This is a genomic window from Sandarakinorhabdus oryzae, from assembly GCF_009733735.1.
Taxonomy (GTDB): domain Bacteria; phylum Pseudomonadota; class Alphaproteobacteria; order Sphingomonadales; family Sphingomonadaceae; genus Sandarakinorhabdus; species Sandarakinorhabdus oryzae.
Map to the genome: position 1 here is coordinate 15,968 of NZ_WNJP01000014.1, position 17,296 is coordinate 33,263.

A 17,296-nucleotide genomic window follows, 5' to 3' on the forward strand; every position below is an offset into this window, starting at 1 on the left:
GGCATGAATGAGGACGATTGCAACCGCCCTGGCGCTGGTGCTGATGACCGGCACCGCTGTGGGTGTCGCCAGCCCGGCGCTGGCGCAGAAGCCTGCTGAAAAGCCGGCGCCGCCGAAGCTTTCGAAGCCGATCCTGGCCGTGGTCGTGGCCGTGCAGAAGCTGCAGACCGCCGGTGACCATGCCGGCGCGCTGGCCAAGATCGCCGAAGCCGCCTCGGTGCCGCGCGTCGAGAAGGACGATGCGCTGATCATGGCGAAGCTCAAGCTGTTCTCGGCCCAGAATCTGAAGGACAATGTGAAGCTGGAAGAGGCGCTGACCGAAGCGGTCGAGGCGCCGTCGATCACGAATGAAGAGAAGGTGACCTTCTCCAAGTTCGTTGCTGGCCTCGCGTCCAACCGCAAGGATTATCAGAAGGCCTGGAAATGGTATGAATTCTACATGGGCCAGAAGCCCGACGATGTGGACATCATCGTGCAGGCCGCCAGCGTCAACGCCGCGCTCAACAACAAGCCGCGCGTGTATGAACTGCTGACCAAGGCAATCGGTCTGCGCGAAGCCGCCGGCCAGAAGGCCGATCGCAGCTGGTATGAATTCCGCGCCCAGACCGCCATCGACACCAACATGGCCGACAAGATCATGCCGGCGCTGCTCGGCTGGGTGAAGGCCTTCCCGGAACCCAAGAGCTTCAACCTGTCGATCGAGCTGGTGAAGCAGCGCGCCGGCAACATGGACAACAACATGCTGCTGGATTGGGGCCGCCTGATGTGGGCCGCCAATGCCATGCTGACTGCCAACAATTACCTGGAATATTCCGACGCGGCGCTGGATCGCGGCATGCCGAATGAAGCCGACATGGTGCTGAAGGACGGCATCGCCAAGAAGCTGCTCGATCCGAGCAAGACCAACGTGTCGGAATCGGTGAAGCTGGCGGTGTCCAAGAATGCCGAAAGCAAGGCCGGTCTGCCGGCGCTGGAAAAGGAAGCCAAGACCTCGCCGCGCATCGGCCTGGTCGTTGCCGACACGCTGGCCAATCTGGGCCAGAATGATCGCGCCGTCACCTTCTACAAGGGCCTGCTCGGCAATGCCGCCATTGATCAGGACACGGTGAACCTGCGCATGGGCGCCGCGCTGCTCAAGATGGGGGACAAGGAAGGCGCCAAGGCCGCCTTTGCCGCCGTCAAGGCGGGTCCGCGCGCCCAGATCGCGCAATTCTACACGGCGCTGGCCGGCGCCTGAGCCGACACCCAGCGCTGATTGAAGCGGAGCGCGCGGCCTTGGTGCCGCGCGCTCTTTTCATGTGCGCCCTTCACCCCTATGGAGGCCCACCGCCGCAGCCAGAGGAGTCGCCCGTCATGTCGTCCCGGATCAAGGAACCCCGCCTGGGCCTGACGTTTGACGATGTGCTGCTGGTGCCGGCGGCCTCGGCGGTGCTGCCCAGCATGGCCGACACCTCGACGCGGGTGACGCAGGGCATCAGCCTCAATATCCCGATCCTGTCGGCGGCGATGGACACGGTGACCGAAGCCAATATGGCGATCACCATGGCGCAGCTGGGCGGCATCGGCGTGCTGCACCGCAATCTGACGGTGGAGGAACAGGCGCTGGCCGTGCGCCAGGTGAAGCGCTTTGAAAGTGGCATGGTGGTCAACCCGATCACGCTCACCCCGGATCAGACGCTGGCCGATGCCCGCGCGCTGATGGCCAGCCACGGCATTTCCGGCTTCCCGGTGGTGGAAAAGGTCGGCCCCGGCGGCGCGCCCGGGCGCCTCGTCGGCATCGTCACCAACCGTGATCTGCGCTTTGCTGAAAATGACGCGCAGCCGATTGCCGAGCTGATGACCAAGGACAATCTGGTCACCGTCCGCCCCGGCGTCACCGAAGCCGAATGCCGCCGTCTGCTGCACAACCGCCGCATCGAGAAGCTGATCGTGGTGGATGACGACGGCCATTGCATCGGCCTGATCACCATGAAGGACATCGTGCGCGCGGTGAATCACCCCAGCGCCACCAAGGATGCCGCCGGCCGCCTGCGCGTTGCCGCCGCCACCACCGTGGGCGATACCGGTTTCGAGCGCACCGAGGCGCTGCTCGATGCCGAGTGCGACCTGATCATCGTCGATACCGCCCACGGCCACAGCGACCGCGTCGCCGAAGCCGTGGCGCGTATCAAGAAGCACAGCAATTCGGCCCAGGTGATTGCCGGCAACGTGGCGACGGCCGCGGCCGCGATGGCCCTTATCGACGCTGGCGCCGATGGCATCAAGGTCGGCATCGGGCCAGGCTCGATCTGCACCACGCGCGTGGTCGCCGGCGTGGGTGTGCCGCAGCTGACCGCGGTGATGGACACCGCCGAAGCCGCCTGGGCCCGGAATATCCCGGTGATTGCCGATGGTGGCCTCAGGACCAGCGGCGATGTTGCCAAGGCACTGGCCGCCGGTGCGAGCGCAGTGATGGTCGGCAGCCTGCTGGCCGGCACCGAGGAAGCGCCAGGCGAAACCTTCCTGTGGCAGGGCCGCACCTACAAGAGCTATCGCGGCATGGGCAGCGTGGGCGCCATGGCGCGCGGCAGTGCCGACCGTTATTTCCAGCAGGACATCAAGGACCAGCTGAAACTGGTGCCGGAAGGCATCGAGGGCCAGGTGCCCTACAAGGGCCCGGCGTCCAACGTGCTGCACCAACTGGTCGGTGGGGTGAAGGCGGCGATGGGCTATACCGGCTCTGCCACGCTGGAACAGTTCCGGGAACGGGCCGAGTTCATCCGCATCACCAATGCCGGCCTGAAGGAAAGCCACGTGCACGACGTGACCATCACGCGTGAGGCCCCCAATTATCCGACCGGCGGATGATCCCCGCCGCACGCCTTCAGGCCGCCATCGAGATCCTTGACCAGGTCATCACCGCTGCCCGCGATGGCGGGGCGGCAGCCGATACCATCATCCAGCGCTATTTCAGCACGCGCCGCTATGCCGGGTCGAAGGACCGGCGGGCGGTGCGCGACCTGGTGTTTGCCGTCATCCGATCGCTGGGCGAACGCCCGGTGTCGGGCCGCGCGGCGGTGATCGGCCATGCCCGCGCCCATGATCCCGAACTGCTGGCGCTGTTCGGTGCTGGCGGGCACGGGCCGCCGACGCTGGTGCATGGCGAACCGGCCGCTGTGCCGGGCGTGGCCCCGGCCTGGCTGGAGCGCATGCTGATCGATCGATTTGGCGCCGATGCCGAGCGACAGGCGCTGGCCCTCTTGGATCGCGCGCCACTGGATGTGCGGGTGAACGCGCTGCGGGCAACGCGGGCGGCGGTGCTGGCCGATCATGCCGACTGGGAGAACCTGCCCAGCACGGCCCACGGGGTGCGGTTGCCGTCGGGCACCAATGTCGAGGCGCTGCCGGAATATCAGGCCGGCCAGATCGAGGTGCAGGACGCCGGCAGCCAGATTGCAGCGGCGCTGCTGGCGGCGCGGCCGGGCGAGACAGTGGTGGACCTGTGCGCCGGGGCTGGCGGCAAGACGCTGGCGCTGGCGGCAGACATGGGCGGACCGGAGGAGACTGGGGGCCGCCTGATTGCCTGCGACACCGATCGGGCGCGGCTGTCGCAACTTGCGCCGCGCGCGGAACGGGCCGGGGCGGCGGTGGAAACCCGGCTGCTCAACCCCGGTGCCGAAGCGCAGGCGCTGGCCGACCTGATGGGCCAATGCGATGCCGTGCTGATCGATGCGCCCTGTTCGGGCAGCGGCACTTGGCGGCGCAACCCGGAAAGCCGTTGGCGGCTGACCCCGCAACGATTGCAGCGACTGGTGGCAACACAGGCCATGCTCCTCCAGCTTGGCACGGCGTTGCTCAGGCCCGGCGGGCGGCTGGTTTATATCGTCTGTTCGCTGCTGCCGGCCGAAGGCGAGGCGCAACTGGCCGCCACGCCCGGCCTGTCGCCGTGGCAGACCCGCGTGCTGACCCCGGCCGACGATGGCTGCGACGGCTTTTTCATCGCGCAGTCATCCCGGCTTTGATAAGACTATGGGCACAGGAGACTTGTCCATGCGTTTCACCTTGCTGTTGCCGATTGCCCTGATTGCCACCGCGGCTGTTGCCGCGCCGGGCCGGGATGACCAGCTGAAGCCGGTTTCGGTGCAGATGGCTGCGGCCGGCCAGGCCGCGCTGGCGGCGGGCAAGGCGCAGGACGCCATCGACGCGTTCGAGGCGGCGCTGGCCAGCGATCCGCGCAATGTCGCGGCCTTCGCCGGCATCGCGGCGGCCTATGAAAAGCAGGGCCTGCCGGGCAAGGCGATCAAATATTATCGCGAGGCGCTGGCGCTGAACCCGTCAGACATTTCGGCGCTGGAAGGCCAGGGCCGGGCGTTGGTGGCGCGCGGCGCGACGGCGCGGGCGCAGATCAACCTCGCCCGCATCAAGGCGCTGTGCAAGGCCGATTGCAGCGCCGCCGGCCGGCTGGAAGGCGTGATCGCCAAGGCCAGCCGGCAGGCGGAGGCCTCAACAGCGTCGAGCCAGCAAGCCGCCGTGGCGGTGAAGGACAAGCCTACGCAGGAGTGAGCAGGATCAGCCTGCCAGCGACTTGACGAAGATCACCTTGCCTTCGCCTGGCTGGTAGAAGTCGGCGATCCGGCCGGTTTCGGCATAGCCAACGTGGCTATAAAAGCGCCGGGTGCGTGCGAACTCCATCTGATCCGAGGTTTCGACCAGCAGGAGGTGGGCGCGCGCTGCACGCAGTTGGCGTTCAACCTCGGCCAGCAGGGCAGCCCCGAAGCCGCGGCCATGACTGTCGGCGGCGACAGCAAGCAGCAGATTGTTCCAGGTGCCACTCGTCATGCGCTCAGGTGCGGCATAGGCGAGGCCCTTGACGCCATGGTCATCCACGACCAGCCAGATCTCGCCCGATGGTGGCTCCGCAAAATACCCCGCCACCATGTCGTCAAGCAGCTCGGACGGGAACAGGCCGACACTGTCGATGATGGCCTTGGCGGCGGGCAGGTCGGATGGGTGCAATGATCTGATCATGAAGCCATTTCGCATCAGCCCCGGAAGCGGTTACAGCCGCGCCGCCGCCTTCGCAAACGCTTCCACCGGCACCGTCTCGGCCCGCGCTTCGGGCTTGATGCCTTCGGCTTCCATTGCCTCCAGTGCACCGGGCAGGCCCTTCAGGCTGGCGCGCAGCATCTTGCGGCGCTGACCGAAGGCCGCGGCGGTGAGCGCGGCGAGGCGGGCGGGCGTAGCGGCTGACAGCGGCGCCCCCGGCACGAGATGGACGACGGCGCTTTCCACCTTGGGCGCCGGCACGAAGGCGCGGGGGGGCAGGGTGAGCGCGATCTTCGGCGTTGACCGCCACTGGGCCAGCACCGCCAGCCGGCCGTAGGCGTCATCGCCCGGCGCGGCAATGATGCGCTGGGCGACTTCCTTCTGGAACATCAGGGTCAGGCTGGCCCACCATGGCGGCCATTCGGGGCTTTCCAGCCAGCCGGTGAACAGCGCCGTGCCGATATTGTAGGGCAGGTTGGCAACGATGTGTGCGCCGGCACCGGCCAGCGCCCGTGGGTCCACCGCCATGGCATCGCCGCCAACCACCGTGAGCCGGCCGTCGGCCGCATCGGCGAGTTCGGCCAGCGCGGGCAGGGCGCGGTCGTCACGCTCCACCGCGAAGACCTGGGCACCGGTGCGCAGCAGGGCGCGGGTGAGGCCGCCGGGGCCGGGGCCGACTTCATAGACGCGCGAATCCCGCCCCAGGCCGGGGATGCGGGCGATGCGATCGAGCAGGTTGGTATCGGTGAGGAAATTCTGGCCGAGCGATTTCTTGGCATTGAGGCCGTGCCGGGCGATCACCTCGCGCAGCGGCGGCAGGTCGGCCAGGCTCATCGGCTCAACTGGCAGCGCGGCGGGCGGCGCATTCGCCGGCCATGCGGATGGCGGCGATCATGGCACTGGCGGCGGCGACGCCCTTGCCGGCGATATCGAAGGCCGTGCCGTGATCGGGCGAGGTGCGCACGATCGGCAGGCCGAGCGTGACGTTGACGCCATCATCGAAATGCAGCGCTTTCAGGGGGATCAGTGCCTGGTCGTGATACATGCACAGCGCCACGTCATAGCGGGCGCGGGCCGGCGGGTGGAACATGGTGTCGGCCGGCAGCGGGCCGATGACGTCCAGGCCTTCGGCGCGCAGCGCCTCGATGGCGGGACGGATGATCTCCACCTCTTCGCGGCCGAGCGTGCCTTGTTCGCCGGCGTGCGGGTTGAGGCCGGCAATGGCGAGGCGGGGCTGTTCGATCCCGAAATCGCGGGTGAGCGCGCGCGCGGCGATGCGGGCACGGTTGACGATCAGTTCGGTGGTGAGCAGGCGCGGCACGTCGGCCAGCGGCACGTGGACGGTGAGCGGGATGGTGCGCAAGCTGGGCCCGGCCAGCATCATCACCGCGTTGGCCGGGGCGATGCCGCAGCGTTCGGCGACGAACTCGGTCTGGCCCGGATAGGTGAAGCCGATGGCGAACAATTGCGCCTTGGAAACCGGCCCGGTGACCAGCGCCGAGGCCATGCCCTGGCGGGTGAGGCCAGCGGCGAGTTCCAGGCTGTCGAGTGCGCAGCGGGCGCCGGCGAGATTGGGCTCGCCCGGCACGATCTCACCCGGATCATCGACCTGGATCAGCGGCAGCGCCTCGTTGAACACCGTCGCCGCGCTCGCCGGATCGGAGAGCACGGCGGTCGGCCCGTTCCACACCGCACGGATCGAGCGGGCATCGCCGATGGCGAGGAAGGGCGGCAGGCCGGCCTCCACCCGCCGTTCCCAGGCGGCGGCGATCACTTCGGGTCCGATGCCGGCCGGATCGCCGATCGACACGGCCAATGGGGCCGGCACCGCCGTCATCAGCGATAATCGACGATGGCGTCGCGCCGAAGGTCGCGCAGGTAACGGCGGGCGCGCATGTTGACGCGTTCCTCGTTCATCTGGGCATAGATCTCGTCGAAATTGGGCGCCTTGGCCTGCACCATGCTATCATCGCGGCCGCAGAGCACCAGCACGCGCAGGCCTTCCTCGGCCGAACCGAAGGCCGGGGTGGCTTCACCGATCGACATGCGGCCCAAGATGGCCTGCAACTGCGCCGGCAGGTCCTTCATGCGCACGGCATCGTTAACAGCGACTTCGCCGTTCACCTTCTTGGCCACCGCCTCGACGCCGCCGCAGCCGCCCATGTTCTGGGTGAGCGTGCCGATTTCCTGCACCTTGGCGCGGGCTTCGGCTTCGGTGGTGTCGGGCTTCAGCGGGATGGTCAGCTGTTTGAGGCTGAGCTGGGCCAGAAGCGGATCGGCGGCCAGCACCTGGCGCTTTTCGATCAGCGCCATGATGGCGACGCCGCCCGGCACCGCGATCGCATCGGTGATCTGGCCGGGCTGCAGGGCTGCGACGGCCGGCGCCACCGCGTCGTTCAATTGCTCGCCGCGCACCCAGCCCAGGTCGCCGCCCAGGCCGGCGGTGGAGGCTTCGGAGAATTGGCGAGCATAGGCGACGAAGCTGGCGCCGCCGCGGACCTGGCCGACGATGCGGCTGGCATCTTCCATCACCGCATTGAGGTTTTCCGGGGTGGCCGCCAGGAAGATTTCGCCGACATGATATTCGTCCTTGCCCTTGGCGGCGTTCAGCTTGTCGATCACCTGCTGCACCTCGTCGTCGCCGACGTTGACCAGCGGCTCAACCTTGCGGCGCAGCACCCGGCTCCAGGCCATTTCGGCACGGATCTGCGCCTTCAGGCTGCTGGCCGAGCTGTTGTTCTGGTGAAGATACTCCTCGAACTGCTTGGGCGTGCGCTTGAAGTTCGTGGCGATGCGCTCGAAAGAGCGGCTGACTTCGGATTCGCTGATGCGGATATCGTTCTCGGCGGCTTCCTGCATCTCCAGCTTTTCGTCGATCAGGTTGCGGATGATCTGCAGGCGCAGTTTCTGCTTTTCCGCCTCGTCGATGCGGCCGCCGTTGGCCGCCAGCACCAGGTTGAGCCGGTGATCGATATCGGTGTCGGTGATCACTTCGCCATTGACGATGGCTTGCGCCTTGCGCAGCGTCGGATCGACTTCGCCCAGCAGCACCACCTCGGGCAGATCATTGGCCGAAAAACTGCGGTTGGCCGCCTGCGCCAGCACATTGCCCTGCGTGGTTGGCACGGCCATAGCAAGGGCCAGCACTGCCAGCGGGCCGTTCAGCAATCTCACCTTCATTCACATGCTCCGAAGCGCCGCAGCGCACCCCCGTGGGCTCTGCCCTTAGCGCATGGGTGCGGGCCGGGGAAAGCGCTTGTTTGGGCGCTATGGCCGGCAAAGGCTGAACAGCGGGTGAAAAGCCGGTAACGCCGGCGGTTATTGGCACCCCATCACTGGCCAAGCGTCTTGAACGCGATGCTGATCTGGAAGTTGTTGCCTGGCCGGAAATCGCGGTCGCCCACATAGTCACGGCGCCAGCCGATGCCGAAGCGGAAGCATTCATCCTCGTACTGGATGCCGATGCGGTGGCGGATGGCACGGAAACCATCACTGTTGGACAGCGGATTTTCCGCCCGCGTCGTCAGATCGATGATGGCGTTGCCGAACAGCGCCCAGTAACGCGCAAAGGCCACTCGCCCGGCGATGCGCAGCTCCTGCCGGTCTTCCAGATCCTCCAGCGTGACGTTGCGGTTGAGCCGGATGTACGCCGCCGACACATAGGAGCGGCGGCCGCCCAGGGTCAGGTCGATCTCGTTTCGGCGGACGGCGAAATTGTCCTTGTCGAGCCGGAAGCGATGGGTGAGCTCGACCAGGCGGCCGATCTTCAGGCTGGTGCGGCCCACCACGTCCGAAAGCCGGCCGCGATAGCCGGTCCCGGCGGCAAATTCGCTGCCGTCGCCGTCGAGCCGGACCGACTGGCCGATTTCGGTGCGCAGCTGCCAGCCTGGCCGGTCGAGCGTATATTCGGCGCCATAGGTCAGGCGGCTGCCACTTTCGATGCGATCAAGGCCCGGCGTGCGGTTGAGATCGAACAGCGACACGTCTTCCAGTTCGAAAGCGCGGGAATCCTCGTTGGGGAAGCCGGCGTTGGGCACGCGCGGCGACGCCACCAGCTGCACGCGCGGCGTGATCGTCTGCACGCCGCCGAACGCCGGACCGGCGAACGGCCAGCTGACATCGACCGCCGCCAAGGCCATCGTGCGCCCGCGCCAGCCATCGCGGCCGGCATAATCGGGGAAGGTGGCCAGGGCGGAATTGCGCACGTCATAAAGGTCACCGCGCACCAGCCCGGTGAAGGTGACGCGCTGGCCAAGGGTGGTGGTGAGGTTGCGATCCCAGCGCGCCCAGCCCAGCGCGCGAAACATGTCCTGCCCGTCGGTGCGGGTCAGCAGCAGCGAATTGGCACCAAAGCGCAGGCGGCCACCGACGACATTCCAGTCCGGCCGCCAGTCATAATCGATCAGCGGCAGCGCCAGCGGAATCTCGCCGGCGCGATCGGTGGCGCGCAGGCCCTGGAAATACCAGGCCGAAATCGACAGCCAGCTTTCATCCGTGACCCGTTCCAGTGCGTAGGACGAACGCAGCGTGTCATCGAAACCCAGGCCATAGCGGCGGTTGAACGTGTCGTCGGTGGTCAGCCGCAGCGAGAAGACCGAGCGCCAGTAACGGTCGTGCTGGAGCCGGCCCTTGATGCCGAGATAGCCACGGAATTTCTCGCCGCGATCAATCTCGGTCACCCCGTCCGACGCCAGATCGAAGCGGCGCGAGAAGGTGAACATGCCATCGACCTGGATCGGCCCGTCGCGCAGCAGTTGCCGCGCCTGGAAGGCCAGCGCCGGGTTGGTGGCGCTGTAGAGCCAGGGGGTGAGCGTGACGTCGCGATCCGGGCCGAGCGCGAAATGGATTGGCGCCGAAACCCCCAGGCCCAGCTGGCGCTGGATTTCCACCGCCGGCACCAGCACGCCCGACGCGCGCGGCGAATCGCCATCCGGGTGGGACAGGCTGGGCAGCCAGAACACCGGCACGCCAAACATTTCCATGCTGGCATCGCGATAGGAAATGCGGTGCCGGGTCTGATCATAGACGATTTTCACCGCCTTGATCTTCCACACCGGCGTCTGCGGGCAGCCCTGGCCATCGACCACGGCGCAGGGGCTGTAGACCGCCCGGTCCATGGCATAGCGCTGGGCGCTGCGGGTGGCGGCCTTCGCCCCCAGCCGACCGCCATCGTTCAGCACCAGCAGCATGTTGGCGATGGCGCCGTCCTTCAGGCTGTCCGACAGGGCAATGTGGTCACCCAGGGCCTGATTGCCGGAGGGATCGGTGATCTGCACATTGCCGATCGCCACCACCTCACCTTCCTTGCCGGGCCTGGCACGGGTATATTCCACCCGGTCGGCCACCATCGCATAGCCGTCGCGCGTCACCCGCACGCGGCCGCTGGCGATCACCAACTGCTTGTCCTCATCGTAACTGAGCTGGTCGGCCTCGAAATCGACACTGTCGCCCGGCGCCGGCAGATGTGATGTGCGCGGCGGCGCATCGGGATCCTTGTTGGCCGGTTCGCGGTTGCCCCACAGCGCTGGCGCCATGCGCTGCGCTGCTGCGGGGGCCGGCAGCAGGGCAAGGGCCGCCACGGCCAGCAGCAGGCCATTTCGGAAAGCGGGCAGGGGGGCAGGGCCGGGCACATTGGGTCGATAGCCGGGCCATGCCGGGCCTGCAACCATCTGCTTGGCGGTAAGGGAGCGAGCGCCTAATCAGGTCCCCTGTCCGAATCGAAAGGGAATTTGATGCTCGCCATTACCTATCTGCCTGCCGTTGCCGATGCGGCTGCGGCCCTGGTCGTGCTGGCGGGGCCCGACGGCGCACTGTCGGCCGGGGCGCAGGCCGCCGATGCGGCCACCAAGGGCGCCGTGCAGGCGGCGGCCAAGGCCGCGCGCTTTGAAGGCGGTGTGGGCGAGATCGTGGAATTGCTGGCGCCGGCTGGCCTTGGCCACAGCCGCCTGCTGCTGGTTGGCACCGGCCCCAATGACAAGATCGATGCGGGCGTTGCCGAGCGCATCGGCGGTGCGATTGCGGCGCGGCTGCTGCTGAGCGGTGAGACCACGGCAAGCGTGGACGTTGCCGCTGTGCTGGCCGGTGATCTGGCGGCGCACCTGGCGCATGGTGCGGTGCTGCGCTCGTGGCGGTTTGATCCCTATCGCACCAAGCTGAAGGACAAGCAGAAGCCGACGCTGACCAGCCTGGCCATCGTCGGCGCCGGCGCGGTGACGGCGCACGACAAGTTGATGGCGATTGCCGGCGGTGTCGCCCGCACCCGCACCCTGGTCAGCGAACCGCCCAACATCCTCTATCCGGAGAGCTTCGTCGAAAAATCGCTCGACTTGGCAGCGCTTGGTGTCGAGCTCACCATCCTTGATGATGACCAGATGAAGGCGCTTGGCATGGGTGCGCTGCTCGGCGTGGCGCAAGGCTCGGTGCGGCCGGCGCGCATCCTGGCCATGCGCTGGAATGGCACTGGCCGCGATGACGTGAAGCCGGTGTGCCTCGTCGGCAAGGGCGTCACCTTCGACACTGGCGGCATCAGCCTGAAGCCGCCGGCCGGCATGGAAGACATGAAGTGGGACATGGGCGGCGCCGGTGCCGTGACGGGCGCCATGCACGCGATCGCGGCGCGCAAGGCCAAGGCGCACGTGGTCGGCGTGGTTGGCCTGGTCGAGAACATGCCCGACGGCAATGCCCAGCGCCCTGGCGACGTCGTCACCACCATGAACGGCCAGACGGTGGAAGTGATCAACACCGATGCCGAAGGCCGGCTGGTCCTGTGCGATGCGATCTGGTGGGCGCAGGAGACGTTCGAACCGGAAGTGGTCGTTGATCTTGCGACGCTGACCGGCGCGATCATCATCAGCCTGGGCCATGAACATGCCGGCATGTTCTGCAACGATGATGGCCTGGCGGCGCAACTGGCCGCCGCCGGCAGCGCCGTGGGCGAGAAATTGTGGCGGATGCCGATCGGCGAAGCCTATGACAAGCTGATCGATAGCGATGTGGCCGACATGAAGAATGTCGGCCCGCGTGAAGGCGGCTCGATCTCGGCGGCGCAGTTCATCGCCCGCTTCCTCAAGCCGGGCGTGAAGTGGGCGCACCTCGATGTCGCCGGCACGGTGTGGGCCAACAAGCCCGGCGCGCTGTTTGACAAGGGCGCCACTGGTTACGGCGTGCGCCTGCTTGATCGCTTCGTGGCGGACAATTTCGAGGGCTGATTTGCGGGACCGAGTCCCCGCCCGGCTTGCAATCGCGGGGCGTGGCCTGTAGGGGGCCGCGCATCCCCCGTTTCGCATTGCAACACAGGAATTTTCGATGGCGATTACCCGCACCTTCTCGATCATCAAGCCCGACGCCACCCGCCGCAACATCACCGGCAAGGTGAATGCGATGATCGAAGCCGCCGGCCTGCGCATCGTCGCGCAAAAGCGCCTGCACCTCACCCAGGCCCAGGCCGAAGGCTTCTACGCCGTCCACCGCGAGCGCGGCTTCTTCGGTGAACTGGTGCAGTTCATGATCAGCGGCCCGGTGGTCGTGCAGGTGCTGGAAGGCGAAGACGCCGTGCCGGCCTATCGCAAGGTGATGGGCGCCACCAACCCGGCCAACGCCGATGCCGGCACCATTCGCAAGGAACTGGCCGAATCGATCGAAGCCAACACCGTGCACGGTTCGGACAGCGACGAGAACGCTGCGATCGAGATCGCGTACTTCTTCGCGCAGACCGAGATCGTCGGCTAAGCCGACGCGCCTTGCGCATTGAAAGGGCCGCAGCACCCGCTGCGGCCCTTTTTTCTGATCAAGATTGGCTTCGTGGGCGCACGAAGCGTTTAGGAGACTGAATCCCACCTCTGTTGTTGCTCAAAGAAGTAATGAATAATCCTGTGGAAGGATCGTACACCGGCGGCCCCTTTATTGGCCTGTAGCGTTCGATCATGTGCGCGCACTCAATATCATCCCAGCTTCGAAAAATTTGCATCGAACCCTCCGCAAGGCGAACGTGCGAAAACGGCCGAACGGCATTCTGCGTTACAATGAGCTCGTGGGGCGTTTCGAAGGATGTGTATAAGTGCGTCGCATCCCGAAGGGCAGCCTTGTAGTGAATGCGCGCAGAAACTTCTGAAAATTGCAGTGGGTGCAGTCGTCTTCCATCAAGATTTAGCGGGCCTTTTGGGCCCACCTCGTATTGGAGCCCTCCATCGTTCACAAACACTACGCCTACACCGCCTAGCCGAACAGCAATGGACTGGCCTGCGAGATTAGTAGAGAAGTCAAATTCTCCGAAATCGTCATCTGGTTCGATCCGATACATGTATATCGTGAAAGGGTGTGGTCCATGCAGTGAATGAAATATAGTTCGCTTGCGCGCGCTTTGAAGGATGAATTGGGCCTGGGTAAATTCCTCCAGGAAATCATGTGATATTATTGATCCTTTTGATGGATCGCTTCGATCAAACAGAAGTGTAGTTTCTTTGACCAATATCCCTATAAAAATTTTGCAAAGCCACCGTCCGAAAGCATATCGAACAGATAAATTGTTGAAGTCAGGCTTTTGCAGAAATTTAATAATTTCTTGTTCAATGTTGCTTAAAAAGCCGCCATTGCATTTTTGACAGCAAGGAACTGTTAGTTTGCGATAAGGAATAAGAGTTCCGTTGAGCAAGGATAATTTTTTATCAAGCAGGTCAAAGCGGTGCTGTGCCCAGAGCGGTATGATGTGCTCGCCTAATCCAGTCGTTGGATCTCCGCCACATGCGAAACACTGGCCACCTACGAATGCGCCGCCTGATGCAGCGCGATCCATTATCGTTAGGATGTAATCATCCATCATAATTGATGCTGTTTATATCGGAATATCGAGGTGCACACTATATACAAAAATTGGATGAATAAATTTTAGATTGTTTCAAGATCTTTTGTACAGAATATGTGCTTTTGCGATAGTTCGTTATATAAAACTAATTTACAGAATATTCTCAATATTTTTCTTATCATTCTTATCCGCTTAATACGGCAGCATCGCCAGCCGCCTAGGCGCGCACAGCCGCCACGCAGCGCCCAGCATCGTCTCGATCATCGCCCAGTCCGGCCCGTCGGTGAGCACCACACCCACCCAGCCGGCGGGGCCGAAATATTTGGGGCGGAAGAAGCGATCCGGGTCCTGTTCGATCAGCATGGCGGCTTCGTCGAGGCCGGAGACCTTCAGTAGCAGCGCGGTGATGCCGTCGCCGTGGTGATTGTCGGAGAAATAGGCGAAGAACTTGCCGCCCTCGACGTAAAAGCCGGGGGAGCCGTGGGAGAGTTTCTCGGCCGCCGCCGGCAGATTGAGCGCCAGGCCGCGCACGCGTTCCAGCAGGGCGTCAGGGCGGTCAGCGGCGGAGACGAAATCGGCGAGCACGCGCGGGTAGAGCTGATGCTCGGCATAGCTGACGCGCACGGCGAGGCTGTCGGGCGTGTCGCCGGGAAGCACTTTCACGCGCGCCTGGCCCAGGATCGGGCCGTCATCCAGTTCAGGCGTGACAATGTGGATGGTGCAGCCGGTTTCGGCCTCGCCGGCGGCCAGCACGGCTGCGTGGGTGTGCAGGCCCTTGTGTTTGGGCAGCAGCGACGGGTGGATATTGAGGCAGCGGCCCTGCCAGTGGTTGACGAATTCGGCCGAGAGCAGCCGCATGTAACCGGCGAGCGCGATGTGGGTGACACCGGCTTTCTCAAGTTCACGGGTGATGATGGCGTCGAACTCGGCGCGCTTCATGCCCCTATGGCTGTGCGCGAAGGTGGGAATGGCTTCGGCCTTGGCCAGTTGCAGACCCGCCGCGTCGGGATCGTTGCTGCCCACCACCACGATCTCGTAGGGGCAATCATAGAGGCGGCTGGCATAGAGCAAGGCGGCCATGTTGCCGCCGCGCCCGGAGATGAGGACGCCGACTCTCGCCTTCTCAGGCATCGTGGCTGGCCGTCCAGGCGGCGGTTTCGCCCCATTGGCCGGGGGCACCGTGGACCTCGCAGCCTTTCTGGCCGGCGATGATCTCGCCGATCACGCTGGCCTGCTCGCCGGCGGCTTCAAGCGCGGCGATCACCGCTTCGGCTTCGCCGCGATCCACCACCAGCACCATGCCGGTGCCGCAGTTGAACGTGCGCGCCATCTCTGCGGCCGCGACACCGCCCTCAACGCGCAGCCAGTCAAACAGTGGCGGCAGCGTGGGCGCGGCCACCAGCGCGCGGGCGCCGGCGGGCAGCACGCGCGGGATATTCTCGAGGAAACCACCGCCGGTGATGTGGGCCAGCGCCTTGATATGGCCCGCCCGGATCAGCGGCAGCAGCGGCTTCACATAGATGCGGGTGGGTAAGAGCAGCGCCTCGGCCAACGTGCGGCTGGCATCGAACGGGGCCGGGGCGGCAAGATCGGCGCCAGACCGGGCGATGATGCGGCGGATCAACGAATAGCCGTTGCTGTGTGCACCCGACGAGGCGACGCCGACGATGAGCTGGCCGGGTGCCACGCCGTCGCCGGTCAATTGCTCGCCGCGTTCGACCGCGCCGACGGCAAAGCCGGCGAGGTCATAATCGCCGGCCGCATACATGCCGGGCATTTCCGCCGTCTCGCCGCCAATCAGCGCGCAGCCGGCTTGCCTGCACCCGTCGGCGATGCCGGCAACCACGCGGGCAGCAACCCCGTTCTCCAGTTTGTCGGTGGCGAAATAGTCGAGGAAAAACAGCGGCTCGGCGCCTTGCACGATGAGATCGTTGACGCACATGGCCACCAGATCGATGCCCACCGTGTCGTGCCGACCGGTGTCGATGGCCAGCTTCAGCTTGGTGCCAACACCATCATTGGCGGCGACCAGCAGCGGGTCCTTGTAACCCGCCGCCCTGGGATCGAAGAAGCCGCCAAAGCCGCCCAATTCGGCGTCCGCGCCGGGGCGTGCCGTGGCGCGGGCGAGGGGGGCGATGGCCTTCACCAGCGCGTTGCCGGCAGCGATGTCCACGCCGGCATCGGCATAGGTGAGGGGGCGCTTGTTGGTCATGCGCGCCGCCATAGCGCCAGATGAACGGGAGCGCCAGCATCCGCGCTTGGCAATGAGGGCGGTGCGGCCCTAAACAGCAGGCGTGAAACCGCGTGTCGCCTTGACCCTGTTGGCTGTGCTCGGCGCAGCCGTGGCGCTGGCGCAGGCAGCGAAGCCGCCGGTCGCGGCGCCGCCATCGGCGACCGCGGCCGCCGGCAATGCCTATGCCGTGGGCGGCATCGATGTCGATGTGACGGCCAAGAGCGTTGATGATGCCCGCCACAAGGCGTGGACCGAGGCCATGCGCAAGGCCTGGCCGATCCTGTGGTCGCGCCTCGCCGGCCAGAGCGAGGACCAGGCGCCGCGGCTGTCCGATGGCCAGATCGATGGCATCGTCGCCGGCATTGAAAGCCAGGGCGAGCGTTTCTCGGCCACACGCTATATCGCGCGCCTGGGCGTGGTGTTCGATCGCAGCCGTGCGGCCGAATATATCGGCGGTGTCGCCCGCACCCAGTCGCCGCCGCTGCTGCTGTTGCCGCTGCTGATCGACGGCGGCGCCGCGCAGGTGACGCAAGCGAAGACGCCGTGGCGCGATGCCTGGGCGCGCTGGCAGGGCAATGTGACGCCGATCGATTATGTGCTGCCCGCCGGCAACCCGGCCGACAATCTCTGGCTGAGCGCGGCGCAGGTGCGGCGCACCGATCCCGCCGGCTGGCGCAGCATCATCACCCGCTTTGACACGGTGGACGTGCTGGTCGCCGAAGCGCGGCTGACCCGGCTCTATCCCGGCGGGCCGATCCGGGCGCTGTTCATCGCCCGCCACGGTCCCAATGGCGAGGAACTCGGCCGGCTGGGCCTGCGGGTGAACAGCGAGGCGGGACTGACCCGACTGCTCGATGAAGGCGTGAAGGGCATCGACGGATTTTATGCGCAGGCGTTGCGCGACGGCCGGCTGCGCGCTGACAAGGAGCTGGCGGTGGACGTCGCCGCCATCGCCGCCGCCGATGTGCAGATCGGCACCCTGCCACCGGTAACGGAAACCGTGCTGGTCGCCGCGATCACGCCCGACAATGCCAGCCTCGCCACCGCGGAACGCCTGCTGCGCAGTGTGGCCAGCGACGTGCTGGTGCGCCAGGTGGCGGTGGGTGGCACCAGCCGGCTGGAAATCGCACTGCCCGGCGGGGCGACCGCCCTGCGCGAGGCGTTGGCGTTGCGCGGCTGGGCGCTTGATCCGGTGGGCGCCGATCTGGTGCTGGCCGGCAATGGCAAGAGCTTCTCGG

General features: G+C 65.9%; 15 protein-coding genes. 7 read left to right on the forward strand and 8 right to left on the reverse strand.

The window, feature by feature from the left end:
- Positions 1 to 7: 7 nt before the first annotated feature.
- From GJ693_RS02830 to GJ693_RS02845, 4 genes are all read left to right on the forward strand, one after another.
- The gene (locus GJ693_RS02830) at positions 8 to 1,237 is read left to right on the forward strand and encodes a hypothetical protein (protein ID WP_156254819.1); all 1,230 of its coding nucleotides are present in this window, start codon (positions 8 to 10) and stop codon (positions 1,235 to 1,237) included.
- Between the two features lie 116 nt (positions 1,238 to 1,353).
- On the forward strand, positions 1,354 to 2,847 hold the full coding sequence (gene guaB / locus GJ693_RS02835) for an IMP dehydrogenase (RefSeq protein ID WP_156254820.1): 1,494 nt from the start codon (positions 1,354 to 1,356) through the stop codon (positions 2,845 to 2,847).
- Positions 2,844 to 4,001: an RsmB/NOP family class I SAM-dependent RNA methyltransferase gene (locus tag GJ693_RS02840; RefSeq protein WP_156254821.1), complete on the forward strand. Its 1,158-nt coding sequence runs from the start codon at positions 2,844 to 2,846 to the stop codon at positions 3,999 to 4,001. The genes guaB and GJ693_RS02840 overlap by 4 nt, the downstream gene beginning before the upstream one ends.
- 28 nt (positions 4,002 to 4,029) lie before the next feature.
- Positions 4,030 to 4,542, forward strand: coding sequence for a tetratricopeptide repeat protein (locus tag GJ693_RS02845; RefSeq protein WP_197041919.1), 513 nt, complete (start codon positions 4,030 to 4,032; stop codon positions 4,540 to 4,542).
- 6 nt (positions 4,543 to 4,548) lie between these two features.
- Here the strand turns inward: GJ693_RS02845 and GJ693_RS02850 are convergent, their stop codons facing one another.
- The 5 genes from GJ693_RS02850 to GJ693_RS02870 form a co-directional block, all read right to left on the reverse strand.
- Positions 4,549 to 5,007 carry a GNAT family N-acetyltransferase gene (locus GJ693_RS02850; RefSeq protein WP_197041920.1) on the reverse strand — a complete coding sequence of 153 codons (459 nt, stop codon included), beginning with the start codon at positions 5,005 to 5,007 and terminating at the stop codon, positions 4,549 to 4,551.
- 30 nt (positions 5,008 to 5,037) lie between these two features.
- On the reverse strand, positions 5,038 to 5,859 hold the full coding sequence (rsmA, locus tag GJ693_RS02855) for a 16S rRNA (adenine(1518)-N(6)/adenine(1519)-N(6))-dimethyltransferase RsmA (protein WP_156254824.1): 822 nt from the start codon (positions 5,857 to 5,859) through the stop codon (positions 5,038 to 5,040).
- A 4-nt stretch (positions 5,860 to 5,863) separates the two neighbouring features.
- Positions 5,864 to 6,862: a 4-hydroxythreonine-4-phosphate dehydrogenase PdxA gene (gene pdxA, locus GJ693_RS02860; RefSeq protein WP_156254825.1), complete on the reverse strand. Its 999-nt coding sequence runs from the start codon at positions 6,860 to 6,862 to the stop codon at positions 5,864 to 5,866.
- Positions 6,862 to 8,205 carry a peptidylprolyl isomerase gene (locus GJ693_RS02865; protein ID WP_156254826.1) on the reverse strand — a complete coding sequence of 448 codons (1,344 nt, stop codon included), beginning with the start codon at positions 8,203 to 8,205 and terminating at the stop codon, positions 6,862 to 6,864. The genes pdxA and GJ693_RS02865 overlap by 1 nt, the downstream gene beginning before the upstream one ends.
- A gap of 152 nt (positions 8,206 to 8,357) precedes the next feature.
- Positions 8,358 to 10,655, reverse strand: a complete 2,298-nt coding sequence (locus GJ693_RS02870) for an LPS-assembly protein LptD (protein WP_156254827.1) — start codon at positions 10,653 to 10,655, stop codon at positions 8,358 to 8,360.
- A gap of 102 nt (positions 10,656 to 10,757) precedes the next feature.
- On the opposite strand from GJ693_RS02870, the gene GJ693_RS02875 reads away from it, so the two are divergent.
- Complete coding sequence (locus GJ693_RS02875; protein ID WP_156254828.1) at positions 10,758 to 12,233, forward strand: leucyl aminopeptidase; 1,476 nt, start codon at positions 10,758 to 10,760, stop codon at positions 12,231 to 12,233.
- Positions 12,234 to 12,330: 97 nt separating this feature from the next.
- The gene (gene ndk / locus GJ693_RS02880) at positions 12,331 to 12,753 is read left to right on the forward strand and encodes a nucleoside-diphosphate kinase (RefSeq protein WP_156254829.1); all 423 of its coding nucleotides are present in this window, start codon (positions 12,331 to 12,333) and stop codon (positions 12,751 to 12,753) included.
- A 58-nt stretch (positions 12,754 to 12,811) separates the two neighbouring features.
- On the opposite strand, the gene GJ693_RS02885 is transcribed toward ndk, so the two are convergent.
- The 3 genes from GJ693_RS02885 to purM form a co-directional block, all read right to left on the reverse strand.
- Positions 12,812 to 13,843 carry a hypothetical protein gene (locus GJ693_RS02885; RefSeq protein WP_156254830.1) on the reverse strand — a complete coding sequence of 344 codons (1,032 nt, stop codon included), beginning with the start codon at positions 13,841 to 13,843 and terminating at the stop codon, positions 12,812 to 12,814.
- 174 nt (positions 13,844 to 14,017) lie between these two features.
- Positions 14,018 to 14,956 (reverse strand): phosphoribosylglycinamide formyltransferase, encoded by a 939-nt coding sequence (purN, locus tag GJ693_RS02890; protein ID WP_156254831.1) that lies wholly within the window; start codon positions 14,954 to 14,956, stop codon positions 14,018 to 14,020.
- Positions 14,949 to 16,049, reverse strand: coding sequence for a phosphoribosylformylglycinamidine cyclo-ligase (purM, locus tag GJ693_RS02895; protein WP_197041921.1), 1,101 nt, complete (start codon positions 16,047 to 16,049; stop codon positions 14,949 to 14,951). Before purM ends, purN begins: the two co-directional genes overlap by 8 nt.
- A gap of 70 nt (positions 16,050 to 16,119) precedes the next feature.
- Here purM and GJ693_RS02900 point away from each other — a divergent pair.
- Positions 16,120 to 17,296, forward strand: a 1,177-nt coding sequence (locus GJ693_RS02900) for a heavy-metal-associated domain-containing protein (protein ID WP_156254833.1), incomplete at its 3' end; no start/stop codon positions are given.